The following is a 26,539-nucleotide window of genomic DNA, read 5'->3' as shown; positions in this document are numbered from 1 at the left end:
CGTCAGCTCAGTACACCTCGTCGGCCAGTGGGTACAGGGTCACGCCCTGCACGACACGGTTTACGACGCCCGACGGGAACGGGTTGTCGGGCGTGTGGCCAAGTGCAACCGAGGTGTTCATGGCGATCAACTGGGCGACGAGCACGGCGGCGAGCGCCAGCAGAGCGTCATCGAGGTCGGCCGTGCCGGTGAGAGGAACCGCCGTGCCGGCGCTGGTCTCGGCGGTGGTGCCGTTCACGACGACGACACGGCTCGGGTCAAGGTTCCCCGTGAGCTCGGCGACGATGTCGAGGTCATATTGGCGCGTGTACGGGTCGTTTGAGAGGTAGACGATCACTGTCGTCTCGGCGTTGATCATCGACTTCGGGCCGTGTCGGAAGCCAAGCGGAGAATCGGAGATTGCCATGACCTCGCCGGCGGTCAGCTCGAGCATCTTCAACGCCGACTCGCGCGCGAGTCCCTGCAACGCTCCACTGCCGAGGTAGACGAGCCGGCCGGGTGCCGTCAATGCCAGCGAGCGGATCTCGTCGGCGCGCGCCCCGAGCAATTTCTCACCCGCGGCGACGAGGGCGTCGAGGTGCGCCGGCTCGACCTCACCGGCGAATGCGAGATAGGCCGTGAGCGTCATCGAGGTGAAACTCGACGTCATTGCGAAACTCTTGTCGTTGGATCCGTCGGGCATCTGCAGCACGAGAGCGTCATCGCGCGTCGCGCTCGTCGTGGCCAGGCGACCCGTGGGGTTGCACGTGATGACCAGGTGGCGCACGTTCGTGAGAACCTGGTCGGCCAGCTGGGTGGCCGCGAAGCTCTCGGGGCTATCGCCGGAACGAGCAAACGAGACGAGCACTGTCGGCACGTCGGGGGTGAAGTATTCGAGCGGATTCGACACGAGGTCGGTCGTGGCAATCGCCTCGACCGCACGTCCCAGTCGGCGCGTCAGCACCGGGGCGAGCACGGCTCCGGCGAACGCCGAGGTGCCGGCGCCGGTCAGAATGATGCGCGCGTGCGCGTCACCGAGAATCGGGGCGAGAAAGGCGTCGACCTCGCGGCGGAGCACGGCCAGGCTCGCGGCGACCTCCCGCCAGAGACGGGGCTGCTGGTGAATCTCACGGTCGGTGTGCACGACACCCAGAGCGTCGAGATCGATGTCCGACGTGAACGAACTAGTCACAGTGATTCCTAACGAGAGAGCACCGACGCGTGACGAGTGTCACGCTCACTCAGCCTGTCGAGAATAACTCGGCCCACTTCGGTATGTCAAAAGTATCATTCTGGTATGCTTCTGGTATGAATGCAGTTGTGACACCGCCGCGCGGACTGCTCAGCACCGATGCCCTCCCGCTCTACGGCCAAATCGCCGAGAAGCTGCATGCGGCCTTACGCATCGACGGCTGCTCGGTGGGCGACAAGCTCCCCTCCGAACGCACCCTGGCAGAGTCGTTCGGCGTCTCCCGCGTCACTCTGCGCGCGGCCTTGGGAGTGCTCGAATCCACCGGACTGATCGGTCCGTCACACTCACGGGGTTGGTTCGTCATGCAGGCGCTGGCGCCAAGCGAAGAAGAGCGCTCGAACACGGTGCGCGGTTTCGCCGACTACGCCCGCATCCGCAACCTCCGTACCCACGCCCGCGTGCTCGATGCGCGGGCGCGCCCCGCCACAATCGTCGAGGCCGAAACCCTTAGCGTTGCTCCGGGCACCGAACTGTTCGAGCTCCGTCGACTGCGCTACCTCGACGGCAACGTGGTGGTGCTCGAGCACAACCGTGTACCGCTCGCGCTTTGCCCTGCCCTCACTGTGACCGATTTCACCGAGGCATCGCTCTATGCCACCCTGCGCGCTGCGACCCCTCCGCAGATTCCTGGACGCGCGAGCTACTCGGTCGAGGCGCGGAACGCGACGGATGACGAGCGCGAGTTGCTCGAGATCTCCTCGCTCGTTCCGCTGCTGGTGGCTACGCAGGTCACTCTGGGGCAAAATGGTCAGCCGATCGAGTTCACCGTGCAGGCGTACCGGGGCGACCGGTACCTGTTTCAGGCGTCGATCACCGACTGAGTGCTCCCACCCGCTGGTCGAGCCCGTCGAGACCCCGCCAGGCCCGCACCCCGCACCCTCGATCTCGACACGCTCGATCAACGGATACAGGCCGACCAACGGAAACACGCTCCCACCGCTGGTCGAGCCCGTCGAGACCCCACCAGACCCGCACCCCGCACCCTCGATCTCGACACGCTCGATCAACGGATACAGGCCGACCAACGGAAACACGCTCCCACCGCTGGTCGAGCCCGTCGAGACCCCGCCAGGCCCGCACCCCGCACCCTCGATCTCGACACGCTCGATCAACGGATACAGGCCGACCAACGGATACAGGCCGACCAACGGAAACACGCTCCCCCGCTGGTCGAGCTCGTCGAGACCCCGCGAGCCGACCCTAAACGACCGACGAGAACCGAGCGCGGGCATCCGTTGGAGCGAGATGCTCCGCAGCGCGCGACTCTGCCTTGATGTGATCCAGCACCTGCTCTTCGAGCACACCGAACTCGGGCGAACGAATGAGCCCCTCGGTGCGGGGGCGCGGCAGGTCGATGGGGATGTCGGCCTTGATACGCCCCGGACGGTTCGTCATGACGAGCACACGGTCCGACAAAAACACAGCCTCGGCAATGTCATGGGTGATGAAGAGTACCGTCAGGTCGGACTGCTCCCAGATCGTCACGAGAAGCTCCTGCATGAGCCCCCGGGTGAGGGCATCGAGGGCGCCGAACGGCTCATCCATCAGCAGAATCGACGGCCGATACGAGAGCGAGCGGGCGATCGCCACGCGCTGCCGCATCCCACCGGAAAGCTCCGACGGGAACTTGTCTGCGAAGTCCATCAGCCCGACGGCCGACAGCATCTCGCGTGCCCGGTCGGTGCGCTCCGCCGCGCGGGTCGTGCCGGTCTCTTTAAGCACGAATTCGATGTTCTGCTGCGCGGTCAACCAGGGGAACAGGCTGTAATTCTGAAACACCATTCCGCGGTCGAGGCCCGGTTTCCTGATCGGCACTCCGTCGACGGATGCCGTTCCCTCGGTCGGCGCCAGCAGCCCGCCGACAACCGAGAGCAGCGTGCTCTTGCCGCAGCCCGAGGTGCCCACGATCGAGACGAACTGGTTTCGCTCGATCGTCAAGCTGGCATCCTGCACGGCCCACACCGCGTTGGTGCCGCCGCCGAAACGCACGCCGACATTTTCAAGGGTGATAGACATCCGTGGCCCTTACTTCGCGTAGGTGAACAGGAGGCGGCCGATCAGGCGCATGACCTGATCGGTGATGAGTCCGAGCAAGCCGAGCACCAGGATGTACCCGAAGATGAGCTCGGTGTCGAGAAAGCGCTGGGCAAGCGTGATTCGAAAGCCCAGCCCGGAGCTCGCGGTCAGCAGTTCGCCGAGAACCAGCCAGGTCCAACACCAGCCGAGCGCGAGCCGGAACGAGTCCCAGATGGTCGGCCACGACGCGCGCAGCACGATCCGCCAGAGAATGCGGCGCTCGGACATGCCGAAGGTGCGGCCGCTTTCGACGAATTCCTTCGGCGTGCGATGCACGTTGTCCATGATCATCAAAAGCAGGGCGAAGAAGGTTCCGATGAAGATCAGTACGAGCTTCTGCAACTCGCCGACACCCACCCAGACAACGGTCAACGGAACAAATGCCACCACCGGCATATACCGGATGAACTCGGTCAAGGGAACGAAGAGAGCTTCGAAGAAGCGGATGCGCCCCATCAGCAACCCAAGCGGCAACGCCAAAGCAGCCGACACCAGGAACGCACTCAGAATGCGCAGCACCGAGACACCGATGTCACCCATCAACTGGCCGTTGGCCACCTGCTCGGCAAGGCGGCCGGCCACGGCGGCCGGGCTGGGCAAGAAGATTGACTTGACCATTCCGGTCGAGGCGATCGCCCACCAGGCCAGGCCCACGAACACGAACATCGCAGTTGCGATGAGGGTATAGCGGCGCGCCGAGATCGCCCCATCGAGCCGGAACAGGGTGTTCGGGGTGCGTGTATCTGCCACGTCTGTGCTACTTAACGGCGGACTGGGCGAAGCTCATGTCGATCGCCTTCGAGAGGTCCGGCGTGGACGTGATCTGCCCGGTCGCCTTCAAAGCGTCGAGGATCATCGGTGCTGTCACGTTCGGGAAGACATCCGAGAACTGCTCGACGCTGTCGGCGGCGGTGTAGTAGCTCACGCCGTCGAACGCTGCGGTGAGATCCGCGAGCGGAGTGCCGAGGGCATCCGCGACGATCTGGCGACCCTTCTCCGGGTTCGCGGCCAGGTAAGCGACGCCGCGGTCCCAGGCCTTGACGACCGCAGTGACCACATCCGGATTCGCCTTGAGGAAACCAGAGTTCACCGCGAGAACGTCGCCGATGATTCCCGGGTTTTCGCCGGCAGTGTAGATGCTCGTGAGGCTGGAGTCGGCGGCAAGCGCTGCCGAGATGTGCGGTTCATACATCACCGCGGCGTCTGCCTGACCCGAGATCAGTGCGGCAGCGGACTGCTCAACCGGAATCTCGACCTGCGTGACGTCAGCCAGGGTCAGACCGCTCTGCTTGAGCGCGGTGTCGACCATGATCTCGTTGAATTCGCCGGTCTGGTAGGCGACCCGCTTGCCCTTCAGATCGGCCAACGAGTTGATTCCTGAGGTGGCCACCAGGGCGTCGGCGCCGGTGCTCACGTCTTGCAGCAGCACGACGGGCATGTCGAGCTTGTCGAAGTTCTTCAGCCAGTCGCTCGTCGCAAAGTTGGCGCCGTCGACGTCGCCGCTGAGCGCCGCCGCGCGGAAAGCGCTCGGGTCTTCAATGTTTACGAGGTCGAGTGCAACGCCTTCCTCGACGTCGAATCCCTGGTCCATCGCGATGTACCAGGGGCCGTAGCCGATCCAGGCATTGGTCGCGATCTTAAAGCTTGGGGCACCTTCGGAGCTCTCGGAACTCTCTGCGGAGCATCCGGTGAGCGTCAGCGCCAGTGCGGCTCCGATCGCGACGACGGCCAGGCCAAGTTTGCTTCTCATCGATCGGATTCCTTCGGAGCGGGTGTCGAGGCCGGTCGAGCCGGCTCAGCGTTGGGCGGAAGCTCACGCAGACTCACCGTCTCGCGCTGCGGCACAGGTGCTGCTGCGGAGGCGGTAGGAAAGCGAGGGTGGGGGTGGTGCGGCGGCGGTTCAGAAGCCGGCCTGCGAAGGCGCGTGCAATTGGAGGCCGCGTGCCCAGACTATCGAGGGGTCCACACTCGGCCAAAACCGCTGGCCGGCCGGCACCATCCGCCAGCTCTGTGCGACGGGCTTCAGGCCCGCGCAGTAACACTTGGTCATAAACGGATGCCACCGATTCCGCTCGCCGACTGGCCTCTGCGGTCGCGGCCCGGCACCCGCCCCGGGGGTCCCTGAATCGCCTGTAGTGTCAACGAGTCGGCTTCGCCGCGCGCTCCCAGCCCCCGCACAAGGACCAATCATGACCAACGCCCCGCAGGTATCCGTCTCGGCCCAGACGATCGTCGTCGATCTCGAGGGCACCACCAGCGCGGCCGGTTTCATCCTGGGCGACCTTTACGACTATGCGCGGCCACGCCTTGCGCCCTACCTCGCCGAGCATGCCGCCGAGGAGCTCACCATCGAGGCCCGCGCCCAGGTGGTCGCCGACGCCGGGCTGCCCGTCGACGCGACCGACGCGCAGATCGTCGCCGTGCTGCACGACTGGATGGCGAATGACGTTAAGGCCACCCCGCTCAAGACGCTGCAGGGACAGATCTGGGCCGACGGTTTTGCGCGAGGGGAGATCAGCTCGCACTTCTTCGACGATGCGATCCCGCAGTTGCGCGCCTGGCATGCGGCGGGACTCGGCCTCTCGGTATTCTCGTCCGGCTCGGTCGCCAGTCAGGTTCCCTGGTTCCGGCACTCCCCCGAAGGCGACCTCACCCCGCTCATCACCGCGTACTTCGACACGGTTTCGGCCGGCTCGAAGAAGGACCCGGCCTCGTACGACGCCATCGCCGAGGCACTCGGTGTTTCGGCCGGCGACATCGTCTTTCTCACCGACCACCCCGACGAAGTCACCGCAGCACGCGACGCCGGCTGGCAGGTCATCGCTCTCTCCCGGCCCGGCGAACCGTGGTTCGACGCCGACTTCGGCGACGTACCCACCGTCAGTTCCTTTTCCGACATCAAGATTGTGCAGGCTTTCGCATGACCCCGACCACATTTCAGGATGAGTTCGTCATCGAACACCAGTTCGCGCCCGACGGCATCACGGATGCGACGCTGACGCAGTCGGGAGCCCTGCTGGCCAGCGAGGCGGCCCGGTTCGCCAGCCTCGGTTGGATGCGCGGCACATCCGGCAACCTGTCGGTCACTCTGCAGCGCGACCCCCTGCGCCTGGCCGTCACCGGTTCGGGGCTCGACAAGGGTGAGCTGAACCCGCTCGACTTCGTGATCGTCGATGCCGACGGCGACCTCGCCCCGGGAATCGGTGGCTCCGACCACCGGCCGTCGGCCGAGGCTGGTCTGCACGCCCGCATAGCCCGCGTCACGGGGGCAGGGGCCGTCGTGCACGTGCACGCACTCGCCGCCGTCGTCGCCGCGGAGCACTGGCCGACCGGTGTCGAGCTGCGCGATCTCGAAATGCTGAAGGGCATCGGTCACGCAGCCCACGACGAAACAGTTGTGATCCCGGTCATTCCGAACGACCAGGACATGGTCGTTCTCGGCGACGCGTTCGAAGCCGCGTATGTGCGCCCTACAGCCGAGAACGCACAGGTTCCCGCCATCCTGGTCGGACGCCACGGCATGTACGCCTGGGGTGCCGACATGAACCAGGCCCGCTGGCACGCCGAGCTGATCGAGTGGTTGCTGCGTTTCAAGCTCGAGACTCGCTGAGCGGCATCCGCTGAATGCAGCCGCGTTGTGTGACTTTTCGTTACCGCGGTGGAGGTCCGTGCTGGAGTCACACCCTCAACGCCCCCTAACATTGCAGCTATGACACTCCTGACAATCTGGGACGAAACCGACACGACCACGCCCACCGTGCAGACCCGCGACACCGACACGATCGTCGAGGCGCTGACTCCGCTGGGCGTGCGTTTCAGCCGGTGGGAGCTCAAGGAGCTGTCGGCGAACCCCACCCAGGACGAAGTTCTTGAGGCGTACCGCACCGAAATCGACGCGGTCAACGCCGAGCACGGATACACCTTTGTCGACGTGGTCTTCATCGCACCCTCGGAGGACCCCTCCTACGCCGAAACCGCCGCCACTGCACGTCAGAAGTTTCTGAGCGAGCACCAGCATGACGACGATGAGGACCGCTTCTTCGCACGCGGCTCCGGCGTCTTCTACCTGCGCGTGGCCGGCAACGTCTACGCCGTGCTCTGCGAAGAGGGCGACGTGATTTCGGTGCCCGCGAACACCACGCACTGGTTCGACATGGGTACGCGCCCCGACTATGTCTCGGTGCGCTTCTTCCATGACGACGACGGCTGGATCGGCAACTTCACCGGCAGCGACATCGCCACGAAGTTCTCGACCTACGACGAACTCGCGGCGGTCACGGTCTAACCTCTTCGCCACCGTTCGCGAATTGCCACAAATGGCCCCTTGAATCCAATTCACGGGGCCATTTGCGGCTTCTCGTGACTGAATTCGCGAGGTGACACGGGTCGATCCGTTATTTCTTGACGGATGCGCGCCCAGTGTCGCCCAGGGATCCCACGACCACCGCACAACCGCTGGTCGAGCCTGTCGAGACCCCGCGAGCCAACCCAGATACGCCCTGACCGGATCTCGACACGCTCGATCAACGGGAGCGCACGACCAACGGGAGCGCTCGATCACCGGAAGCGCACGATCAACGCACAACCGCTGGTCGAGCCTGTCGAGACCCCGACAGCCGAGGCCCGGACCCGGCCACAACCGCAGGCCGGGCATCCAGATGAATGCCGGCCAGCATGCAGCGCACCGAGCCCCCCGCTAACTCAATTGTCGGCACATCGAGCGGCACGATCCGGCAGCTCCGTTCGATCACCGCCGTCTGTTCCGGCGTCAGGCTGCGCGCGGCCCGGCCTGATACCGCCAGGATGCGCCCGGTCGGCGTCGTCAATTCCATCGTGTTTCCGGCGAACTCCCGCACTTGCGCGGCCGTCAGTTCGATGACCACGCCACCGTGGCCACCCAGTCGTTCGAGCACCTCGCGCCGCCGAGCGGCCGAGCTGATCAGCTCGCTGCCGACGAGTGCAAAGTCGGTGCCGATGCACATCAGAACATTGGTGTGATAGATCGGCGTGCCGTATTCGTCAGCCGCATCGAAGGCCATCGGTTCGTAACCGAAGTTGGTGCAGAAGCGTTCGAGGGCGATCGGATCCGCTCGGTTCGACCGGCAGACGTAGGCGATGCGGCTCGCGTGATCGAGCACCATCGCGCCGGTGCCCTCAAGAAAGACGTTGTCGTGTTCGAGGCCGGAATAGTCGATGACGTCTTGCACCCGATAGTGGGATTTCAGAAACTCGACGATGTCGCTGCGCCGCTCGGTACGACGGTTCGGCGTAAACATGGGATACAACGCCACGTGCCCACCCGAATGGGTCGACAGCCAGTTGTTCGGAAAAACGCTGTCGGGTCGGCCCGGCAGGGTGTCCTCGAACACGTGCACGGTGACACCGGCGGCCTGCAACGCCCCAGCGGCTGCCGTCACCTCGGCGAGGGCCGCTGCCGCCACGGTACGCGACTCCTCGGCCTGCTCCCCCACCTGAAACGCATTGTCGGCGACCGTGTCGGGATTTGGGTAGAAGTGGTGCGGCCGAATCATGACGACGGCCGCTGGCGCCTGAACCGACATCGACGGTTAGCCGACGGGTGCGAGCGCGCCGACGAGGCCGAACAGATTCTTCGGGTCGTCGGGGTTGGCCACCAGGTCGATATCGACGTAGTAGTCGGTGCCGTCGATGGCGTCCCGCACGTAGCGCAGGGCCGAGAAGTCTTCGATTGCGAAACCGACCGAGTCGAAGATTGTGATCTGCGCGGCATCCGTGCGGCCGGCCGAACGCCCGGCGAGCACCTCCCAGAATTCGGTGACGGCAAAATCGGAGGCCTTCTGCTGGATCTCCCCCTCAATCCGAGTCTGCGGCGGGTATTCGACGAAGACCGTGCCCAGGTCGAGAATGGCCGGGTCGAGTTCAGTCTTGCCGGGGCAGTCACCGCCGATGGCGTTGATGTGCACGCCCGGGCGCACGAGGTCGGCGGTGAGGATCGTGGCCTGCGTCTTGTCGGCGGTGCAGGTGGTGATGATGTCGGCGCCGGCAACGGCATCCGCTGCGCTGGTGGCGATCGTCACGTCGATGCCGAGCGGGGTGACGTTGCGCAGGAACTTCGCCATGGCGTCGGGATCGGTGTCCCAGATGCGCACCGAACGGATGCCGAGGTTCGCCCGAAAGGCGAGCGCTTGGAACTCGGCCTGGCTACCCGCGCCGATGAGGGCGAGTGTCTCGGAGTCGGGCCGAGCGAGGGCCTTCGCAACCATGGCCGAGGTGGCTGCCGTGCGGAGGGCCGTGAGCACGGTCATCTCGGACAGGAAGGTGGGGTAGCCGTTGTGCACATCGGCCAGCACGCCGAACGCGGTGACGGTCTGGAAGCCGCGCGCGGGGTTTGACGGGTGGCCGTTGACATATTTGAAGCCGTAGGTTTCGTAGTCGCTCGTGGGCATGAGTTCGATCACACCGAACGGAGTGTGAGTGGCCACGCGGGGCACCTTGTCGAAGCGCTCCCAGCGCATGAAATCGCTTTCGAGATAGGCGACCATTTCGCGCATGATGCGCTCCGGGCCGAAATCGGCAACCCACCGCACCATATTGTGAACATCGACAAAACGTGTCATTGCAGACTTCCTCTTCCTCGCTCGACCAGGTTAGATCTCGGTGATATGCACGCACTATGCGCAATACCTGAGCGTTTCGTAATCTTTGTGAGCAGAATGTTCACCGCGACGATACATTGTGTATATGCCGACCCTGGATGAACTCGACCGTCGCCTTCTCGCCGCCCTCCGCGAGGACGGCCGAGCATCCGTCGCGAGCCTCGCGCGGACCCTCAACGTCGCACGCGCCACGGTGAACAGTCGACTCGACCGCCTGATGAGCTCGGGCACGGTCGTGGGATTCAGTGTGCGGGTGCGCGACGAACTCGATCCGCTCACGATCCGCGCGATCGCCCTGATCGAGGTCGAAGGCCGCACGACCGATCATGTGATTCGACAGCTCCGCGGATTCCCCGAGATCCACTCGCTGCACACCACGAATGGCGGCTGGGATCTGGTGGCCGAGCTCGCCACCGAGACGCTCGGTGAATTCGACGCCGTGCTGGGGCGCATCCGCATGATCGACGGCGTCGTGAATAGCGAGACGAGCCTGTTGCTGAGTTCGGTGCTGCGCTAGTCGACCGTTCGATCCGATGGCGCGGGGCACATCGCGGTCGCGTATGGTGTGCCACAGACCGGCCGATCGGCCGGCTGGAGCAGTCACGACGACACTCGCGGGAGAGCATCCTGTGAAAGAGGAGACATCATGGGTAACTTCGAAGGCAAGACCGCACTCGTCACCGGCGGTGGCTCCGGGCTCGGCGAAGCGATCAGCAAGGACCTCGCCGAGAACGGCGTCAAGGTCGTCGTCGTCGATCTGAACCTCGACGGAGCGAAGCGGGTCGTCGACGAAATCACCGCGGCGGGCGGCACGGCTGTTCCGTTCCAGGCCGACACCGCCATCGCCGACGAGTGCAAGAAGGCAGTCGACTTCGCCGTCGAGACCTACGGCGCCCTGAATTATGCCGTCAACAATGCCGGAATCGGCGGGGCGAGCGCGCCCGTCGGCGACCTTGACGTGACGGATTGGGACCGGGTCATTGCCATCAATCTGAGCGGCGTGCTCTACGGGATGCGCTATCAGATTCCGGCCATCCTCGCCGCGGGTGCCTCTGAAGGAGCGATCGTGAACATGGCCTCGATCCACGGAACCGTCGCTGCGCCCGGCAACGCCGCCTATACCGCGGCCAAGCATGGCGTCGTCGGCCTGACCAAAAATGCGGCGGCCGAATACGGCGCACAGGGCCTGCGCGTCAACGCGGTCGGACCCGGCTACATCGACACGCCCCTGCTCGCGGCCGCCCCCGCGGCTCTCCTCGACGGGCTCAAGGCCAAGCACCCGCTGGGACGCCTCGGACAGTCGAGCGAGGTTGCAAACCTCACGACCTTCTTGCTCTCCGACAAGGCCAGTTTTATGACCGGCTCGTACGTGCTCATTGACGGCGGCTACACGGCCGTCTAACTGCCGCGACGGCGAGCATCCGGCCGGGACGGGGTCAGTCCGGGAGGCACCCGGCCCTGCGCCGGGCACCCGCTTACAGGGTGCGCGATCATTCGATTTGGCCGCAACTGACACTCACGTGCCAGCCAAGCGTCTCATTCAGTCGAATCATCGTGGAATCAGGCAGTGCCCGACAGCTCACCACCGAAGCCGCGACCTGCGGTTTCCACTGCGGCCCGGCGGAGCGCCGGGTTGACTGCGGAACGAACTGCACGGCAAGCACCAACGCCAGCACCGTCAGCGTCGCGATACCGAAGCGCACGGATGCCGGAAAACGTGCGGCCCCCCACTCACCCGGGCGATGCTGATCGATCGAGTGAAGGCGGCGCCTTCGGCGGCGCGCTCTCGCGATCATGGCGTCAACGGCAATCGGCAGCAGGGCGCAGAGCATCATCGATGGCACGACCCCGTACCGCACGAGCCAGAGTGACGCCAGATCCTGCCGACTGAGGGTGGCATAGTCGTAGAAGCTATTCGGATTCAGCGCGATCGACACTGAATAGATCAGCACCGAGCCTGCGACCAGACCGGATGCCGCAATTCGTTGCATCCGCGAACCGAACCGGCCGATCACCACAGCGGCGACGAGGAACGGCAGGAACAGAGCCAGGCAGAGCGCCATTCCACCCCAGACCACGGCCGGTCCAACTGCGTTCTCGGGGATCCACACCGGCACGACCGAGTTGATGAAGTAGCCGAACACGACCGATGAAAGGCCCACCGCCGGGTTGCCGGTGTGCCCGCGCGGCCACCCGAGCGTGACCGCCAGCTGAATGCCGACGCCCAGCAAGTACCCCCCGCGTAGCCACCAGCGGATTCGGTCACGCGGATGCCACAGCAACAGCGGCAACAGAAACACGGCTTGCACTTCGGTGAGCGTCCCGAGCAGGGCGAAAACGCCCAACCCGATCGAGGTGAGCCGGGTGCGCGGCCGGTAGAGCAGCATCCAGAACAGGCTCCAGAGCACGATCGAGTGCAGGTTGGCCATGTTGCCGAGCACCTCGCGCGCTTCCAACGGCATGAGAACCGTGAGTGCGGAGATGGCCAGCCGTGCGGGCAACCACCGCACGACGGCGGCCGAGCAGACGAAGACGAGCCCCGCCATCACTCCCGCTGCGAGGCAGGCGAACGCGGTCATGGCCTCCGCATAGAAGGCAACCGGCACGAACGATACGGTCAGTGAAGCGGCGATGCGCGGAAGGGTGTGCAGGTAGCCCGCGTACGGAATGACCAGCGATTCGAGCGGGCCGTGGGTGAGCGCATCCTGCAGAAAATTGCGGCCGTCTTCGGCCCACAGCGTGTCTCGCACAGCGGGTGGCAACCGCAACCAGGCGGCGCCCGCCGCAAGGAGCGCGACCCCGGCCGCACCGGCCGCCGGGTGGGCGCTGAGCCAGGAACGAACGTGCGCCCATCCCTCGACAAGCCGTGTTCGGACCGTTCCCGAACGAGCGGGCCGGGGCGTTCCCGGCCGAAACTCTCCCGCGGCTGACTCAGCCATTCACCAAATCTATCCCGGGCCACTCGAAATGGGCCGAATCGTCCTGTGCCCCTGCTCAGGGAAGCGGAAACGCCGGCACCACCGGCACCGGAGAACCGCTACTCTTTCGGGGTGAACCTTGCACCCGTAGTCAATCCTTTTTCGTATCTTCAGCGAAACGCCGAGACCAATCCGTCGGGCGTCTTCTTCGAAACCGTCGATCAGAAGGTCCTCAACTCCGCCGCCTGCGTCTCGGCCCAGAAGATCGCGTACGAGTTTCGCCAGCTGGGAATGAAGCCGGGTGATCTGGTTGCGCTCGATCTGCCCGAGACCCTGAGCCTCATCTTCACCGAAGCCGTCTTTCACGAGGCCGCGGTGAGCACCGTGCTGCCTCGCGGGTACGAGTCCGACGGCTCTTTCCCCATCGAGTGGATCTTCAGCAGTGCGACTGTGGCGCCGGCCTCCCAGGGTGGTGCCCGCGTGGTCAGTGTCGATAACCAGTTCCTCCAGCGGGTGGAGCAGAACCCGCTCGGCATCCATCCTCGCGACTTCGAATCAGACCAGTGCGCGGCGAGGCTCGTCTTTTCGAGCGGAACGACCGGGCAGCCGCACGCGATCCCATTCTCTCTCGCGGTTCTGGAACATTTTTCGGTCTACGGCCTGGACACGTGGCTGGCGGGCGATCCGTTCCTGGCTCTGCTCCCGTCCGGCACTGCGCTGGGAATTGTCGCATTCTTTGTCAGCACCAAAGACGGCCGACCCTTCTGGTCTGTCGAGGCGGGCGATCCAGACAACATTATCCAGATCGCCGTGCGCAGCTCGGCCACCTCGATCAAAGCGTCGCCCGCTCAGATTGCAGGCCTCGTCAATGCACTCGAAGCGCGAAACCAGACCCTCCCCCATGTGAAAACGATCCAGATCGTCGGCACGGTCATGCCCCCGGAGCTGTCGGCTCGGATGCGTGCGGCGGCCGAAGGGTGCGAGATCCATAACCTCTACGGCTCGACAGAAGCGACCATCGCATTCCTGCGATCGTATGATTCGGATGACCCGTTCGATACCGGCCAGCCGTTCCCGCACTCTCGGGTGCAGATCGTCGACGACGACGACAATGAACTGCCGAGTGGGCAGATCGGGCGAATTCGCCATCACAACCCCTACATGATCCACGAATACCTGGGTGCCCCCGAGGCGACGCGCGCGGTGTTCAAGGACGAGTGGTTCTACCCCGGCGACCTCGGGCTGATCCGTCCTGACGGCGGTCTCACGCTCGCCGGGCGGGTATCCGAAGTGCTGAACGCGGGGGGCGTGAAGATCGACCCCACACAGTTGGACCTGTTCGCCGTTACACATCCCCAGGTCATCGACGCTGCAAGTTTTTCGTACGCCACCACGTCCGGAGTCTCGCAGATCGGAATAGCTCTGGTCACGGAAGACGGCCTCGATGTGCAGGCGCTGATTCGCGCTTTCGAGACCAAGTTCGGAAGCGCAGCACCCAAGCTCCTGGCGCGAATCGAGCAGATCCCCCGTAACGCCATGGGCAAACCGATGCGTCGCGCCCTCGCGGAGCAGCACACGGAGAGCTGAACGAATTTTCCGAGGCAGTTCTCGGAACACGCAAAAAGTGCCGCCCGAGAACCCTCGGGCGGCACTTCATCAGGTGAAGCTAGTTTGCTTTACGCGCACGTCGTGCGCGAAAGGCGAGCAGACTGATTCCCATTCCCAGCGCGGCAAGGCCGAGGGGGATGGTGACCGGGTCAACTTCGACTCCGGTGCTGGCCAATGTTCCAGCCCCGCTCGCCGCTCCGGGGGTAACAGCTGGCGTACCCGGGGTGACGTCCGGCGTTCCCGGGGTGACGTCCGGCGTTGTGACCGCGCTCCATGAGGCGTAGAACGTCGTCGACGCCGTGACCGGAGCAAAGAAGTCCGCCGGAATCGTCAACTCGGCATCCGAGAACCAGCCGTTGAAAACAAACCCCGCAGCAGTCGGATCAGCCGGCTTTGTCACTGTGCCACCCGCGACAATCGTCAGGGGATCGACAGCCGCGCCGTGCCCGTTGCCCACGAACGACACTGTCACGTCTTCAAGGGGAACCCAGCGGAGCACGATAAGTCCGCTCGCCCCCAGACGGAGCGCCGGATCGGACACTGCTCCGCCACCGGCACCACCGCCGCCGCTGTTGGGCGTCGGTGCGACCGGAATAGCCGTTGTTGCGCCGTCCACGAGAACACCGGCACCGCATGTCGCCGCGCCGACCGCGTTGAAGGAACCGCCTCCTCCACCACCGCCGTAGCAGTTCGTGTCGGTGCTGAACAGCGATCCGATCGGAGCGATGTCGGCCACAACCGTCCCGGCGCCACCGTTGATTGTGGTGCTAGCAGCACCCGCACCACCACCACCACCACCGATTGAGCCGATGGGTGAGTATCCAGCATTTCCTGTTCCGCTCATGGAGCCTATGCCGGGGGCGGCCTGCGCCAACGTCGCGCCTTGGGCTGCAGTACTCGCTTGGCCAGAGCCTCCAACGACGAAAGTGAGTGGGGCGTCGCTGCCGAAGCCAATCACCTTCACCTGCCCACCGCCACCACCCACACCGTAGTTCTGCGAGGAGTCCACGCCCGTTCCGCCACCGGCGACAAGCAACACTTCCAGCTGGCTCATCTGTGCGCTGGGATTGATAGAGATCGTTCCGGCCGTGACCCTCAACTCGCAGATATCACCGGCGAGGAGCGTCCCGCCCACATCGCATCCGACGGGCGCCGCGTTCGCGGGCGATCCGAGCGTGAACAGTGATGAGAAACCAATCACCGCCGCGGTCGCTACCAGCGTTGTGGTCTTTTTTACTGCACGTTGCATAAAACTCTTCCTCGAGGATTCTGTGGCGCGGGTGCCCCGCCGCGTAGTCCGGAATCGACGTACTCACGGGGAAATTTGCCAGCTCACGCAGAAGACTATCGCACGCGCGTCGCAGCTTTTAGCCGAAAACCCCCTGATCTGAGATGTTTTTTCTTCTCAGATCGAGGGGGTTTTTCCGAGCGATACAGCGGATTCGCTCGACTGTGCTAGCGGGCGAACGGTTCGGACGAGACGATCTGCACGCCCACCACCGAGCCGTTGGGTGCCGTGTAGGCGGCCTCGTCGCCGGGAAACTTGCCGACGATTGCCGCCCCAAGAGGCGATGAGGGCGAGTAAACGTCCAGGCTGATCGACGGGTCGGATGCGAGCAGTTCACGCGCGCCGATCAAGAAAGTCTGACTCGTTCCGTCGGCCTGAAAGCGAACGGTCACTTTCATGCCTGGCTCAACAAGCCCGTCGTCGGGCTTGGAGCCCACTTCCGCGCCGCGCAACAGTTGCTCGATCTCCCGAATACGGGAATCCGTGCGGTCTCCCGCGACCAGCCCACTGGAACGTGCCGCAGTCAGCTCGTCAAGCTCCTGCCGTAATCGACCCAAGACTTCGGGCGTCATCCACACGGTCTCATGAATATTCGACATCGCGACCTCCGCACTTTTCGCATTAAGATGAATCTCCCAGTCTAGCCCCTCGGTTGCGAGGTCGTCGCAACGTCACGACTGTGTGGCGGTGACGATCTGCGCTTTCGCGCTGGTGCGTCGTCCGCTGCCAGTTCGGATGCGCAGGTTCAGGCGGTCGGCCCACGCTCAAACCTGCGGGAACCGCGCTATCCTGCGCCCCACGGCAACACCTTCACCGCGGAGAAACGGTTCGGGTAGCGCTCAGGATGGGCCGGTCGGGCATGACACGCCCGACGCCATCCACACGTTTTGGCCTATAAGCCTATAAGCACCCCCTGACGGTCAAGGGGGAATCGGAAATCGAAAAACCCCCTAATCACCAATGGAACATTGGGTAATCAGGGGGTTTTCTGTGGCGGTACCGGTGGGATTTGAACCCTATTTCGACACCAATCGGCTCAATGAGGCCGCCCAGTTTCATCGGAATTTCAACGATTTTGGGCCATCTCGATTAGTTGCAAACACACTGAACTTCTTGAAGCGTGTCCAAAGTGTGTCCACGGCAGGCAAATGACTAGCTGACTCAGCCCTTTGCTCGTTGCAATGGGGCTCTTCGGGCGGCAAAGCCCAAACCCACGCGGAGAGGGCAAGCTCTCAACCCCAGCAGGCTGCGTCACCTCGAGGTTGCAGAGCATTTCCGGCCCGCACGGCGCCCTGCCTCGAGCCGCTGAGGGATTCCAAATATCGGCGAGGTTTGAGCGGCGTAAATGCGGGGCGGCACAATAGACGAGAGTTGAGATGACCTGTTCTACATCCCGCCATCGCTGCAAAGGGAGTGCAGCATGTCAACAGAGTTGGGGAATTGTGTTCAAGCCAAAACCAAATGCAGAATGCCCCCGCAATGGCAGGGGCATTCGCTAAGTAATTTAGATCTCAGGGGTGCACATAGTTACTCCTTCTCGACGTTGAGAATAGCAGAATTATCAGCGACCTCTACCTCATTATCCTTATTATCTTTTTCGGTTTCCGGAGAATCCTCAGACAAATCTTCTGTTGACGCGTCCGCTGACGCTTCTGCTTCCTCTGCCTCTCTCATGAACTTGTCATGAGCGCGCACTTCCGTCAGAAGCGGCCATGTGAGCCAAAACTGCAGGGAAAGCTGGTCGGTCGCGAGCAGCTGGCGGGCCATGACCACTGCGTCGTCAAGGTGATCGAGGAGGGCGAGTTTGGCCAGCTTGAAATCGCTGCCAAGAATGCTCGTCTCCCACTCGTCTACCTCCTTCCGCCATTTGTCGTCCTCATCCAGCTTCTTCCTTGCTATCCATGCATTCACCCTCACAACCAGCGCGGCGTATGGATCCTTGATTGGCTTCGGTGCCTGACATGCAGCGGCGTCGCGCACGGGGCGATATCGGCCATCTTGGAGAAGCCGGTAGAGCATGTTTGCGAAGCGGGACTCGATTGCATTGAGCTCGTCCGGTCCGCGCTGGTGCTTTCGAGCAGCGCCGACACAAACGGCAAAAGCCGCCACGCAAAGCAGGTCGGCCGCTTCCCGGAGGTATTCGGCCGTGACTATAACCCGGTCACCTACGGGTTGGATATCCTTCAATCCGACAAGCCGCTCGTGGTACTGCTTTGAGACGACGCCTCCGTTGTGCACGATCAGGTGCCTCCGCTGAAACACCTCACGGACTCGTACGTCTTGCACAATTCTTGTTGTCGCCACATTCATCGTCTCGTTGACGAACTTGATCCAGTCATCGTACGAGTCGCGCATAAGCGCATAAATTCTGGAGGCGAGCACTTCGTCTCGCAGGGAATCCAGCGAGTCGTATTGCGCGATCTCCTTCCATGTGAATGCCTTAGCGCTCTCATTGATCGTCTCGGGATATAGCGTGAAATAGTGTCGGGCGATTGACGCAATCATGACTTCGAAATCACCGACCAGAAGTGTTAGCAGCGAAGAATTCAAAACTTGCAACTTCGGCTGCTGCTGCTGCGCACGAGTCAACGACTCGAGGAAGCTCGATGGCGCGTGATCGTCTGGCAGGCTCGTCGCCGCTGCTTCAACTCCCTTCATGAAACTTTCGATTACCTCCGGCGTGATGCCTTCAAGCGTCTCGATTCCATCGAAATGCTCGGTCGCCCGAATAAAAGCCTCCACTTGGTCGGCAGTGGCATCGGGGTGGATACGCTGCACGTGCGCTAGGGCGAACCGCGTGGTGTTCGCTAGTTCTGTTTCCTGTTCGGACAAGTAGTGCCCCAGTTCCAGGATCGACTGCTGCGCCGTTAGGAACTCTTCTAGAGCCTGCATGAACTCGTTTTGCTCTGTGCGGTCACTGATAGTTAGAGTCGGCGACTCCGCTTCGTGCTGGGTCGAGCCCTCAGCACGCTCCGGAGATTGGACAAGGCTCGCCTGCGGAACCTCCCCCGGCATCTGATCTGCAAGACGCTCGTCGTCCAGTGATGCGTCGGCTTTCCCTTCCATCAGGGCTATTTCTCCCTTCAGGATGTTGACTTCCCGCGCGGGATCAACGGACGAGTCAACTTCGCCGCTCGTAGCGCCGGGAAGCGGGATCGGCCTGGACAACGACTCTTCCAACAGTGATTGAAGAGACTCGTCCTCGAGTTTGGCGACCATTAGAACCTCTCATATGCGTTGTGATGACTTGCCTATCCTGTCGGATCGGGTGGCCAAACCTCTGCCGAACGGAAGACACGCTCGAGCCGTTTACTTTCCCAGACCCGCGCGCACAGCGAGAGGCAGAACGCGAAGCGGTCAATGTAGAGGCAGGGGGGAGGGGTGGAGGCCCCCTGCCGGCTGAGTTTGGCCGCTGGCGGAGACGGTGCAACATGGGCGCGATCTGCGTGAGGTTGCGGCGGCGGATTGGTCGATGCGTGGGGATCTCTGGGACTGTCGGTGGCTGTCGGCCGGCGTTGTCCGTGGTGGTGCCAGGCTGCTCGGTGCGGGTAGGAGGCCCGGTGTCGAGCAGCCCGGCGGCGGAGGTGCCGGCGGCGACCCTGTGCCCGTCGAGGGCACGGTATCTACCGGCTGCGGGAACCCACCAAGGCCCGCACTCCGGTCGAGGGGCGTAGTACTACGCGGCAGCTTTGATCTTGATGATCGCCTCAGGCTGCACGAACCCGAATGCTGCGCGGAGAACGGCGCGCACTCCGGTCTGGTCTGTCGAGAAGTAGGCGGACTTGTCGACGACGACCGAGACATCGTTGCGGATCACGGAGAACACGCGGTCCTTGGGGATGCCCCAGGCGGTGCCGGCCACGACGGACGGCGATACGAGCAGCGGCACTCCAAGAATGTTGCGCTCGATGCCGTTTGTCGCACCGGTGCCGAACAGGGGCAGGCTCGAGCCGGTGCCGGTCTTGAGCTTTGCGAGTGCGGATGCTGTTGCCGGGTTCACGACGAAGGCTGACAGGCTCACCCCGAAATCTTCCGCCGCGGCGAGGGCATCGATGTATGCATCGAGGCCGGCGGCGGGGTCAGCGGCGATCGCGGTGACGGCCGCGGCAAGGTACTCGAGGCCGCCCGGCTGCAGGGTTGTGTTCGCGGGCTTGGTGCCGAAGAATGCGGCGTCGATCTTCCGGGCGATGTCACGGGAGAGGCCGCGGCCGATGACGTCCTGTGCTGCTGGGGAGGTGTCGGCGGCGAGCTCGTTGCTGATGACGGCGAGGCCGGCCAGTTTCCGTGGAATGACGACGACCTCGTCGCCGGCCGCTTCCGAAACAGTGATCTCGGCGTTCTCGGCAGTCCACGCGGCCGACGGGTCCGACGTGATTCGCGGGAACCGGAAGGTGCCGGCCTCGGTGTAAATCGGGGTCGACACGTTCAGGGCGAGCGAGTCACGCTCGAGCGGCTTGATGATGAGCGGGCCGGCCTCGGTCGTACCAAGGAAGGTTTTGAGGGTAGAAGAATTTGCCATGAGGGTGCTCCAGAGTGAGGCGAGGGAAGTGGTGTAGTCACGCGCGGCGCTGCCTGCGCGGTGTTCGCCCTCTGGGCTTTCTGCTTGCGGTTGGGGAGTCACTGACTCGACCCGGCCGGGCCCTCACATTGTACCAAGCTTTGTGGCAGAGCGGGGGCCCGGCGTCGTGCGGATTATGCGGCTACCTGAATGCGGCGGACCACGGTGAAGCGGCGGCGGGGCGGGGACTCGATGACCGTTGCCGGTCAAGCGCCTCCTTGGCAGGGTTGCTCGGCGGCACTTCAACGTTGCTCCTGGTGAGGTAGTCGCGCCCCTCGGTGCTCATCGCGATGAAATCGGCCAGGGCGATACGGTCGAGCGCCCCGGTCTCATCGAAGAACTGGCCCGGCTCCGCTTTGAGAACTTCCCAGAGGTCGGCCGCACGCTGCAGGGTTGCGGCGTGGCTGCCGTCACCTCGAAGGTCAACCTCGGGAAGCGCGATCAGGTTCTCGATGGCGTCGCGCTGCATGGCGGCAATCTGCGCCGCCTGAGTGCTGATTGTTGCCTCAGCGTCGCGCAGCTGGTGGCGGCGCGCTGCGGCCTCTGCCGCTGGACCGCGCCGCCGGGCGTCCGTGGCGTCGCTCTGCGCGTCTACGGGTGCTGCTGAGGCGCTGGTGGGCGCGGCGGGGGTCTGTGGCGGTGTCGCGGGCTGTGCGGATGCCGGCGGCGTTGTGCTGGTCGGTTCGGTCGTCGCTGCTTGCAGTGTGGTGGTCATTGCTGGTCTCCTACGGGTTGGTGTTGCTGGTTGTGGCGGTGCGCTGGTTCTTGCGGGGAAGGTCTTCGACCAGGGCGAAGGCTGCGGGGGTGTCGCCGGCGTGGAGTGCGTCGCGAATGTCGTGCAGCTGCATGAGGAACCGGTCACCGCGGGATTCATGGCGGCGTGACCAGTAGAGCCAGTACGCAGCGCGTTCGGGGGAGGTCATCTTCGCTACCCGGACGCGTCGCGGGAAGCCACGGGTGTTGGCGTCGACGGCTGCGAGGGCGTCACCTCGCAGAGAGTTCGACGGGCCAGGCTTTGGGCTACTGGTCAAAGCGTCGACGGCTTCGCGTTGCCACCCCTTGTCGAGAGGAATTGCATGCACTTCTGTCACCTATTTTCAATAGTTTGTAGTTTGGTCGTTTCCGCGCAACAGACTGGCGGCGTCGAGACGGCATCCGCCGCTCGGGGCAACGCAGCTCGGCTGCCGAGAGCAGTCGCCGCAATGGTTCAGCGACCCGTAGGCCGGCGCGGACACCCGAGCATGGTCAGCGGCAGCGGCTGCGCGATCTGCGCGCCGAGCCCAGACGTCGTGCACAATCCCGGCGCTGTCGTCATTGCTTGCGGTCCTTTCGACTATGCGGCTGCGATTTCGAGGGCGTCGCGTCGACAGGCGTCGCACGGTGCCGGGTAGTTGAGGTGCTTGGCGCATTCGCCGTATTTGTTCAGCGGCGCATATTCGGGGCGGCCTGTTCGAGCTGTCGCGCTCGTGGCCCCCGTCATCAGCACCTTGGACGTGGCAGCCTGCACGGCCGACGCCGGCACTCCCCCGATGGCATCGCCCTGTTTGGCCAAGTCAAGAGATCTTGAACGTGGTTCCTCGCTTGGTCCCTGTAGTGGTTCCTCAGTGGTTCCTTGGGCCCAACGTTTTGTTGGGCCTGAACCCAATGATTCGTTGGGTCTGGTGCCCCAATGATTCGCTGGGTCTGAGCCCCAACGTTTCGTTGGCTTCGGTCCTTCTGCGCCCGCCTTGGTCATGGCCGCCAGGCCCAACGAATCGTTGGGGCTGGATGATTCCGAACCAGGACTCGACGGGGTGAAGCTCACCGCGTTGAGAGTTAGGGCGAACTCGGCACGCTGACCGGTACGCCCGCGCTTGAGCTGGCGAATCGCGCCCGCCTCAAGCAATCCCTTCGTTGCACGCCTGACCGATTCGAATGCGCTTTCGCGCTCACGCGAGATCTCGAGAGCGTTCGGAGCATCCGGCGCGGGCGCGGCGGGCAAGCGTGCGCCCAAGCCGAATGCTGAGGTCTCACGGCTGCCGAAATATCGCGGCGGACTGTCGGTGTCCAAAGCAGTGTTGGCCATGAAAGCCAATAGACGAAACTCGTTCGGCTTCAAGGGATGCTCGACTGCGAAGACGAAAGCTCGCCCGACCAACTGTGAGCCCATCCGCAAGTCCTTTCATCGAGTCGATTGTGAATGTTGGCGCTCGCGGAGCGGGCCGCAGCTACGGCCATTCCGTCGGCGTCCGTTCAGCAGCGGCTGCGTGCTCAAGTAACGCAGTGGCGAGCTTGCGGGCATCATGGGGGGCCATGTGGGCCCGCTCACCCCCAACTTCGAGAGTCACGGCGGGCACTGACGGCGAGTTCATCGTTGTCGCGGTGACAACGACAGGCGCGACGCGGTAGGGAAGCCGCAGCTTGAACGTCACCGCTCTACGCACCGGCCGTGATGATGTAGCGGGCGCGGCCCACGCATCGGCGCGCACTATCGGCCCAGGTCAACGCATCCATCAGTACGCTTTCGGGGTGAAGTAGTCGGCCGCCGGGGCCGGTGACGTTGAGGCCGCCGGCGTTGAGGGCGTCGAGTCGGGTAGCTTCTGGGAGAGCGGAGAGGTCCCGAAGCTCGACAGGCTCCCTGAGCGGTCCGGCGTCGACCTCCGCCCTCGCACCCCCTTCAGCCGGACCGTTCGTGTACAGCGAAAGCTCAAGGTTGCGTCCCTGCACCGGCGGGAGGTTACGCACCCAATCGCGAGCGTTCTCACCAACCTCGCGTGTGGCGGGGCGCGCACCGCAGCCTTGAACATCGCGCTCAATCGTGGCGTTCGGATGGTTGTGCTTGGCGTCAAGTAGCGTGTTCACTGTCGTCGTTTCCTTTGATGTGGTTTCGGTCGATTTGCCGTCGATGCCCGGCCAGGCGTCGGCGGCATTCACAATTGCGGACATTGCTACACAGCTTCCGCGGCGGTCCCATAACGGGCGGTTGATTCAACGAATTCGATTACCTCGGACTCGACGTAGACGACCTTCCGCCCCAATTTGCGGTAGCGCGGGCCGGCGGAGAGGAACCGCCATTGTGCAAGTTGGCCCTTCGTCAACACCGGCACGAGCTCGCAAACCTGATCAGGCGATAGGTAACGCTCGCGTGCTGCTTCCACTCCGCCATCCGGCAGTGAAACTGAAATGCTCATATTGCGCCTCTCGGGTAGTGGCCATGTTTTTAAATTTCGCGGCCATGAGTCACGCTAGCATCATGTGGCCACGAAATAAAACATCTAGGCCATTGGGTGGTTAGAATCTTCCGTATGAGAGATGAGACGAATTCAACCAACGAGGGCGCAACCCGCGCGAGCCTCTCAGCGCCGGGCGTGATTCGTGAGGATGGGCTCTCAGATTTCGTACAGGTGGGGCCACTCAAACCGGACCTCTGGTTACCTCAGCTGCTACACGGGACCGTAGAGCTCCCCGACTTGCCAGGGATAGCCTTCGAGTTGGACCTGCTAACCCTCGACGCTCGAGAGGGGTATCGCCTTCACTCAATGACCATGCGCTCCGACGATCGCATTACGACTGCGCAGGTCCATAAGATTTCCCTTCCGAAGCTGCTGCACGCTCTCGCTGCCGCCGACCCATTCGTCGTCCTTGCGGCGCAGCGGGGAAGCGAAGAACGAAAGAAACGCGCCGAGCAGTCGACCGGCGGGGGCCTGCTCGACAGGCAATCTCTCGCCGCGGCAGCCGTAGGCCCAAACGGCCCAACAGAGGAAATGCTGATGTGGGTTGCACGGACGTTTGCATGGTGCAAAGCCGTTGGGGGCAATCCCGGTTTAGCTGTCCAGGAGACGCTGGGCCTACCTCAGCGAACCGCTACGAGGTGGATCGCGCGCGCCCGCGCGAACGGGCTGCTGGAGTAGCCACGATGGGAAGCATCGAGCCTTACTATCTCAAGGGCCCTACGACGGCAACGGGCAATCCTCGCAAAGAAGACCTCCGATACCGTGTGCGGTACCGGAAGCCGGACCATTCCCAGGGGGCAAAGCGCGGTTTCGTCCGGAAGAAGGACGCTGAGAACTTCCTGAATACGGTCGAGCATTCGAAGTCTCAGGGCGCGTATATCGACCCGGCCGACGCGCGGGCGACCGTCGCCACGCTTGGCGGTATCTGGCTCAAGTCACAGACCCATCTCAAGCCGTCGTCATTCCGGCCGGTTGAGATTGCATGGCGGTTGCATGTGCAGCCGAAGTGGGGGCCTTACGCCGTCGGTGACGTGCGGCACAGCGAGGTGCAGACGTGGGTTTCGACGCTGAGCAAAGACAAGGGCGCAACGACGGTGCTACGGGCATACGGAGCGCTCGCAGCAATCCTCGATGTAGCGGTGAAGGATCGGCGCATGCCGGTGAATCCCGCGCGCGGCGTCGATCTGCCGCGAAAGTCGGGCAAGGCGCGCGTATATCTCTCACACGACCAGGCGCAGCTATTGGCCGACAACTCGGGGAAGCATTCATCGCTGGTGCTGTTCTTGGCGTACACGGGTCTACGGTGGGGCGAGGCTACCGGCTTGCGCGTTCGAAGTCTCGATGCGCTGCGCCGGCGCGTGAACGTCACAGAGAATGCGGTGAGCGTCGGTGGCACGATTGTGGTTGGCACGCCGAAGTCCCACTCGAGCCGAAGCGTGCCATACCCAGCTTTCCTCTCCGAGCCGCTGGCGAGACTCTGCGAGGGCAAGTCACGCGATGCCTTACTGTTCGGGGGTGGACTCGATCATGTGCGGCTTCCGGATTCAAGACGCGGCTGGTTCGTAGCCGCGGTGAAGAAGTCCCAGGCCGCTGACAAGCACTTTGAGCGGGTGACTATCCATGACTTGCGGCACACGGCGGCAAGCCTGGCGATTAGTGCCGGCGCGAACGTCAAAGCCGTTCAACGGATGCTCGGCCACGCGTCGGCAGCCATGACTCTCGACACATATGCAGATCTCTTCGACGACGACCTTGACGCCGTAGCTATGGCACTCGATCACGCGAAGACGGCGTCGAATGTGTCCAGATAGTGTCCATTGGGCTGTTCCGTATAAGCAAAAACCCCCTGAGTCCCAGCAAATGCAAGGGATTCAGGGGGTTTTCTGTGGCGGTACCGGTGGGATTTGAACCCACGGTGGACTTTCACCCACACAACTTTTCGAGAGTTGCACCTTCGGCCGCTCGGACACGGTACCGTGGACGATTCTAGCCGAGAGACTAATCCCGACGCGAATTGAGCTCTCCCCGGCGTGCCGAATCCCACCACAGCGCGCAGCCCGTGGCATCGGAGCCAGGCAAAGCTCGACCAAGCGTTGTACTCTCTGCGAGTGACTTTCAAGAATTCCGGCCTCGCCACCCTCGTGGGCGCCGCCAGCCTGCTCACCGGCGCCGCCGCCCTTGGCGCCACTGCCACAATCGGATATCGCGGTTTCCGACACCGCATCGCCGCGAACGCCACGGTTCTCAACGAGACCCTCCCGATCAACTCGAAGTGGTGGCGTGATCACGCGAAAGAGAAGGGCGAGCTTCTCTACGTGGCCCTCGGCGACAGCGCCGCACAGGGCATCGGCGCGAGCGCCCCGCAGCGTGGCTATGTGGGAATCCTGGCCGATCACATCCGTCTGGCCACGGGCCGCACGGTACGCGTGATCAATTTGAGCGTGTCGGGTGCCACCGTCGAACTCGCCGTGCGCGACCAACTCCCGCGCCTGATGAAACTGCAGCCGGATCTCGTCACCGTGGCCATTGGTGCCAACGACATTGCCCAGTGGGATGCGGCGACCTTCGAGTCCGGCATTCGGCAGATCTTCGAAGCAGTGCCAGCGCACACGCTCGTCGCCGACCTCCCGTGCTTTCATTTTGCGTCAGCCGAGGCGAAGGTCGCCGTGGCGAATCGGCTCCTGCGCCAGATCGCCGACGAGTTCGCGCTCACCGTCGTTCCGCTGCATTCGACCACAAAACGACAGGGTCTCCGCAGCGCTCTGACGCAGTTCGCGAACGATATGTTCCACCCGAATGACCGCGGCTACCGGGTCTGGGCCGAGGCGTTCCTCCCCGATCTCAGTGCCGCCGTGTCCCGTCTTCCGTTGCCTTCGCACAGTGCCGAGCCTTCTCACAGTGCCGAGCCTTCTCACAGTGCGAAGCCTTCTCCACAGACGGATGCCTCGGCCGCCCGTGCACCGCAGACCGCCACACCACCGGGGAGTGTCAGCGGCCCGAGCTAGGCTCGCTG

The 26,539-nt window shown here is 63.7% G+C and carries 26 protein-coding genes and 1 tRNA gene; 10 read left to right on the top strand and 17 right to left on the bottom strand.

Features of this window, described 5'->3' with window-relative positions:
• Window positions 1–7 precede the first annotated feature (7 nt).
• Complete coding sequence (locus HNR05_RS16170; RefSeq protein ID WP_179580069.1) at window positions 8–1,171, bottom strand: SIS domain-containing protein; 1,164 nt, start codon at window positions 1,169–1,171, stop codon at window positions 8–10.
• 116 nt (window positions 1,172–1,287) lie between these two features.
• On the opposite strand from HNR05_RS16170, the gene HNR05_RS16165 reads away from it, so the two are divergent.
• Entirely contained in the window at window positions 1,288–2,052 is a 765-nt protein-coding gene (locus HNR05_RS16165) for a GntR family transcriptional regulator (RefSeq protein ID WP_179580068.1), read from the top strand.
• Window positions 2,053–2,431: 379 nt separating this feature from the next.
• Here the strand turns inward: HNR05_RS16165 and HNR05_RS16160 are convergent, their stop codons facing one another.
• From HNR05_RS16160 to HNR05_RS16150, 3 genes are read right to left on the bottom strand one after another with little or no spacing between them, the layout of a single operon-like run.
• Entirely contained in the window at window positions 2,432–3,247 is an 816-nt protein-coding gene (locus tag HNR05_RS16160; protein WP_179580067.1) for an ABC transporter ATP-binding protein, read from the bottom strand.
• A gap of 9 nt (window positions 3,248–3,256) precedes the next feature.
• Window positions 3,257–4,057, bottom strand: coding sequence for an ABC transporter permease subunit (locus tag HNR05_RS17675; RefSeq protein ID WP_218868923.1), 801 nt, complete (start codon window positions 4,055–4,057; stop codon window positions 3,257–3,259).
• 7 nt (window positions 4,058–4,064) lie between these two features.
• Window positions 4,065–5,057: an ABC transporter substrate-binding protein gene (locus tag HNR05_RS16150; RefSeq protein WP_179580066.1), complete on the bottom strand. Its 993-nt coding sequence runs from the start codon at window positions 5,055–5,057 to the stop codon at window positions 4,065–4,067.
• A gap of 439 nt (window positions 5,058–5,496) precedes the next feature.
• Between HNR05_RS16150 and mtnC the strand changes: the two genes are divergently transcribed.
• The 3 genes from mtnC (at window position 5,497) to HNR05_RS16135 (ending at window position 7,592) form a co-directional block, all read left to right on the top strand.
• Window positions 5,497–6,231 (top strand): acireductone synthase, encoded by a 735-nt coding sequence (mtnC, locus tag HNR05_RS16145; protein ID WP_179580065.1) that lies wholly within the window; start codon window positions 5,497–5,499, stop codon window positions 6,229–6,231.
• Window positions 6,228–6,917 (top strand): methylthioribulose 1-phosphate dehydratase, encoded by a 690-nt coding sequence (gene mtnB / locus HNR05_RS16140; protein ID WP_179580064.1) that lies wholly within the window; start codon window positions 6,228–6,230, stop codon window positions 6,915–6,917. Before mtnC ends, mtnB begins: the two co-directional genes overlap by 4 nt.
• 99 nt (window positions 6,918–7,016) lie before the next feature.
• Window positions 7,017–7,592, top strand: coding sequence for a 1,2-dihydroxy-3-keto-5-methylthiopentene dioxygenase (locus tag HNR05_RS16135; RefSeq protein ID WP_179580063.1), 576 nt, complete (start codon window positions 7,017–7,019; stop codon window positions 7,590–7,592).
• Between the two features lie 289 nt (window positions 7,593–7,881).
• On the opposite strand, the gene ctlX is transcribed toward HNR05_RS16135, so the two are convergent.
• On the bottom strand, window positions 7,882–8,868 hold the full coding sequence (gene ctlX, locus HNR05_RS16130) for a citrulline utilization hydrolase CtlX (RefSeq protein WP_179580062.1): 987 nt from the start codon (window positions 8,866–8,868) through the stop codon (window positions 7,882–7,884).
• Window positions 8,869–8,874: 6 nt separating this feature from the next.
• Complete coding sequence (gene ocd / locus HNR05_RS16125) at window positions 8,875–9,903, bottom strand: ornithine cyclodeaminase (RefSeq protein WP_179580061.1); 1,029 nt, start codon at window positions 9,901–9,903, stop codon at window positions 8,875–8,877.
• 124 nt (window positions 9,904–10,027) lie between these two features.
• On the opposite strand from ocd, the gene HNR05_RS16120 reads away from it, so the two are divergent.
• Both HNR05_RS16120 and HNR05_RS16115 read left to right on the top strand, forming a co-directional pair.
• Window positions 10,028–10,459 (top strand): Lrp/AsnC family transcriptional regulator, encoded by a 432-nt coding sequence (locus tag HNR05_RS16120; RefSeq protein ID WP_179580060.1) that lies wholly within the window; start codon window positions 10,028–10,030, stop codon window positions 10,457–10,459.
• A gap of 129 nt (window positions 10,460–10,588) precedes the next feature.
• Complete coding sequence (locus tag HNR05_RS16115; protein ID WP_179580059.1) at window positions 10,589–11,344, top strand: SDR family NAD(P)-dependent oxidoreductase; 756 nt, start codon at window positions 10,589–10,591, stop codon at window positions 11,342–11,344.
• 88 nt (window positions 11,345–11,432) lie between these two features.
• Here the strand turns inward: HNR05_RS16115 and HNR05_RS16110 are convergent, their stop codons facing one another.
• On the bottom strand, window positions 11,433–12,881 hold the full coding sequence (locus HNR05_RS16110) for a hypothetical protein (protein WP_179580058.1): 1,449 nt from the start codon (window positions 12,879–12,881) through the stop codon (window positions 11,433–11,435).
• 111 nt (window positions 12,882–12,992) lie between these two features.
• On the opposite strand from HNR05_RS16110, the gene HNR05_RS16105 reads away from it, so the two are divergent.
• Complete coding sequence (locus HNR05_RS16105; protein WP_179580057.1) at window positions 12,993–14,447, top strand: AMP-binding protein; 1,455 nt, start codon at window positions 12,993–12,995, stop codon at window positions 14,445–14,447.
• A gap of 79 nt (window positions 14,448–14,526) precedes the next feature.
• Here HNR05_RS16105 and HNR05_RS16100 read toward each other — a convergent pair whose 3' ends face one another.
• From HNR05_RS16100 to HNR05_RS16060, 9 genes are all read right to left on the bottom strand, one after another.
• Window positions 14,527–15,717 (bottom strand): InlB B-repeat-containing protein, encoded by a 1,191-nt coding sequence (locus HNR05_RS16100; RefSeq protein WP_179580056.1) that lies wholly within the window; start codon window positions 15,715–15,717, stop codon window positions 14,527–14,529.
• Between the two features lie 206 nt (window positions 15,718–15,923).
• Window positions 15,924–16,355 carry a GreA/GreB family elongation factor gene (locus HNR05_RS16095; RefSeq protein ID WP_179580055.1) on the bottom strand — a complete coding sequence of 144 codons (432 nt, stop codon included), beginning with the start codon at window positions 16,353–16,355 and terminating at the stop codon, window positions 15,924–15,926.
• 928 nt (window positions 16,356–17,283) lie between these two features.
• Window positions 17,284–18,975 (bottom strand): hypothetical protein, encoded by a 1,692-nt coding sequence (locus HNR05_RS16090; protein WP_179580054.1) that lies wholly within the window; start codon window positions 18,973–18,975, stop codon window positions 17,284–17,286.
• A 457-nt stretch (window positions 18,976–19,432) separates the two neighbouring features.
• On the bottom strand, window positions 19,433–20,275 hold the full coding sequence (locus HNR05_RS16085; protein WP_179580053.1) for a phage major capsid protein: 843 nt from the start codon (window positions 20,273–20,275) through the stop codon (window positions 19,433–19,435).
• 181 nt (window positions 20,276–20,456) lie between these two features.
• On the bottom strand, window positions 20,457–21,029 hold the full coding sequence (locus HNR05_RS16080) for a hypothetical protein (protein ID WP_179580052.1): 573 nt from the start codon (window positions 21,027–21,029) through the stop codon (window positions 20,457–20,459).
• A gap of 10 nt (window positions 21,030–21,039) precedes the next feature.
• Complete coding sequence (locus tag HNR05_RS16075; protein WP_179580051.1) at window positions 21,040–21,405, bottom strand: hypothetical protein; 366 nt, start codon at window positions 21,403–21,405, stop codon at window positions 21,040–21,042.
• A 242-nt stretch (window positions 21,406–21,647) separates the two neighbouring features.
• The gene (locus HNR05_RS16070) at window positions 21,648–21,866 is read right to left on the bottom strand and encodes a hypothetical protein (RefSeq protein WP_179580050.1); all 219 of its coding nucleotides are present in this window, start codon (window positions 21,864–21,866) and stop codon (window positions 21,648–21,650) included.
• 863 nt (window positions 21,867–22,729) lie between these two features.
• Window positions 22,730–23,239: a hypothetical protein gene (locus tag HNR05_RS16065; protein WP_179580049.1), complete on the bottom strand. Its 510-nt coding sequence runs from the start codon at window positions 23,237–23,239 to the stop codon at window positions 22,730–22,732.
• 2 nt (window positions 23,240–23,241) lie between these two features.
• The gene (locus HNR05_RS16060; protein ID WP_179580048.1) at window positions 23,242–23,484 is read right to left on the bottom strand and encodes a helix-turn-helix transcriptional regulator; all 243 of its coding nucleotides are present in this window, start codon (window positions 23,482–23,484) and stop codon (window positions 23,242–23,244) included.
• A 114-nt stretch (window positions 23,485–23,598) separates the two neighbouring features.
• Here HNR05_RS16060 and HNR05_RS16055 point away from each other — a divergent pair, with 114 nt between their 5' ends.
• Entirely contained in the window at window positions 23,599–24,204 is a 606-nt protein-coding gene (locus tag HNR05_RS16055; protein WP_179580047.1) for a hypothetical protein, read from the top strand.
• Window positions 24,205–24,209: 5 nt separating this feature from the next.
• Window positions 24,210–25,337, top strand: a complete 1,128-nt coding sequence (locus HNR05_RS16050) for a tyrosine-type recombinase/integrase (RefSeq protein ID WP_179580046.1) — start codon at window positions 24,210–24,212, stop codon at window positions 25,335–25,337.
• Window positions 25,338–25,412: 75 nt separating this feature from the next.
• On the opposite strand, the gene HNR05_RS16045 is transcribed toward HNR05_RS16050, so the two are convergent.
• Window positions 25,413–25,502: transfer RNA gene (locus HNR05_RS16045), tRNA-Ser, on the bottom strand.
• Window positions 25,503–25,634: 132 nt separating this feature from the next.
• On the opposite strand from HNR05_RS16045, the gene HNR05_RS16040 reads away from it, so the two are divergent.
• Complete coding sequence (locus HNR05_RS16040) at window positions 25,635–26,531, top strand: SGNH/GDSL hydrolase family protein (protein ID WP_343062641.1); 897 nt, start codon at window positions 25,635–25,637, stop codon at window positions 26,529–26,531.
• Window positions 26,532–26,539 lie beyond the last annotated feature (8 nt).

The sequence above is a fragment of the Leifsonia psychrotolerans genome, from assembly GCF_013410665.1.
Taxonomy (GTDB): domain Bacteria; phylum Actinomycetota; class Actinomycetes; order Actinomycetales; family Microbacteriaceae; genus Cryobacterium; species Cryobacterium psychrotolerans_A.
The sequence above is the reverse complement of the archived record's forward strand: the minus strand, read 5'-3'. Positions and strand labels throughout refer to the sequence as shown.

Coding starts and splice junctions, on each gene's coding strand:
- HNR05_RS16115 (WP_179580059.1), top strand. CDS start 10,589: ATGGGTAACTTCGAAGGCAAGACCGCACTCGTCACCGGCGGTGGCTCC.
- HNR05_RS16150 (WP_179580066.1), bottom strand. CDS start 5,057: ATGAGAAGCAAACTTGGCCTGGCCGTCGTCGCGATCGGAGCCGCACTG.
- ctlX (WP_179580062.1), bottom strand. CDS start 8,868: ATGTCGGTTCAGGCGCCAGCGGCCGTCGTCATGATTCGGCCGCACCAC.
- HNR05_RS16100 (WP_179580056.1), bottom strand. CDS start 15,717: ATGCAACGTGCAGTAAAAAAGACCACAACGCTGGTAGCGACCGCGGCG.
- mtnC (WP_179580065.1), top strand. CDS start 5,497: ATGACCAACGCCCCGCAGGTATCCGTCTCGGCCCAGACGATCGTCGTC.
- mtnB (WP_179580064.1), top strand. CDS start 6,228: ATGACCCCGACCACATTTCAGGATGAGTTCGTCATCGAACACCAGTTC.
- HNR05_RS16050 (WP_179580046.1), top strand. CDS start 24,210: ATGGGAAGCATCGAGCCTTACTATCTCAAGGGCCCTACGACGGCAACG.
- HNR05_RS16120 (WP_179580060.1), top strand. CDS start 10,028: ATGCCGACCCTGGATGAACTCGACCGTCGCCTTCTCGCCGCCCTCCGC.
- HNR05_RS16110 (WP_179580058.1), bottom strand. CDS start 12,881: ATGGCTGAGTCAGCCGCGGGAGAGTTTCGGCCGGGAACGCCCCGGCCC.
- HNR05_RS16160 (WP_179580067.1), bottom strand. CDS start 3,247: ATGTCTATCACCCTTGAAAATGTCGGCGTGCGTTTCGGCGGCGGCACC.
- HNR05_RS16095 (WP_179580055.1), bottom strand. CDS start 16,355: ATGTCGAATATTCATGAGACCGTGTGGATGACGCCCGAAGTCTTGGGT.
- HNR05_RS16085 (WP_179580053.1), bottom strand. CDS start 20,275: ATGGCAAATTCTTCTACCCTCAAAACCTTCCTTGGTACGACCGAGGCC.
- HNR05_RS16055 (WP_179580047.1), top strand. CDS start 23,599: ATGAGAGATGAGACGAATTCAACCAACGAGGGCGCAACCCGCGCGAGC.
- HNR05_RS16165 (WP_179580068.1), top strand. CDS start 1,288: ATGAATGCAGTTGTGACACCGCCGCGCGGACTGCTCAGCACCGATGCC.
- HNR05_RS16090 (WP_179580054.1), bottom strand. CDS start 18,975: ATGGTCGCCAAACTCGAGGACGAGTCTCTTCAATCACTGTTGGAAGAG.
- HNR05_RS16135 (WP_179580063.1), top strand. CDS start 7,017: ATGACACTCCTGACAATCTGGGACGAAACCGACACGACCACGCCCACC.
- HNR05_RS16080 (WP_179580052.1), bottom strand. CDS start 21,029: ATGACCACCACACTGCAAGCAGCGACGACCGAACCGACCAGCACAACG.
- ocd (WP_179580061.1), bottom strand. CDS start 9,903: ATGACACGTTTTGTCGATGTTCACAATATGGTGCGGTGGGTTGCCGAT.
- HNR05_RS16060 (WP_179580048.1), bottom strand. CDS start 23,484: ATGAGCATTTCAGTTTCACTGCCGGATGGCGGAGTGGAAGCAGCACGC.
- HNR05_RS16065 (WP_179580049.1), bottom strand. CDS start 23,239: ATGTCCGCAATTGTGAATGCCGCCGACGCCTGGCCGGGCATCGACGGC.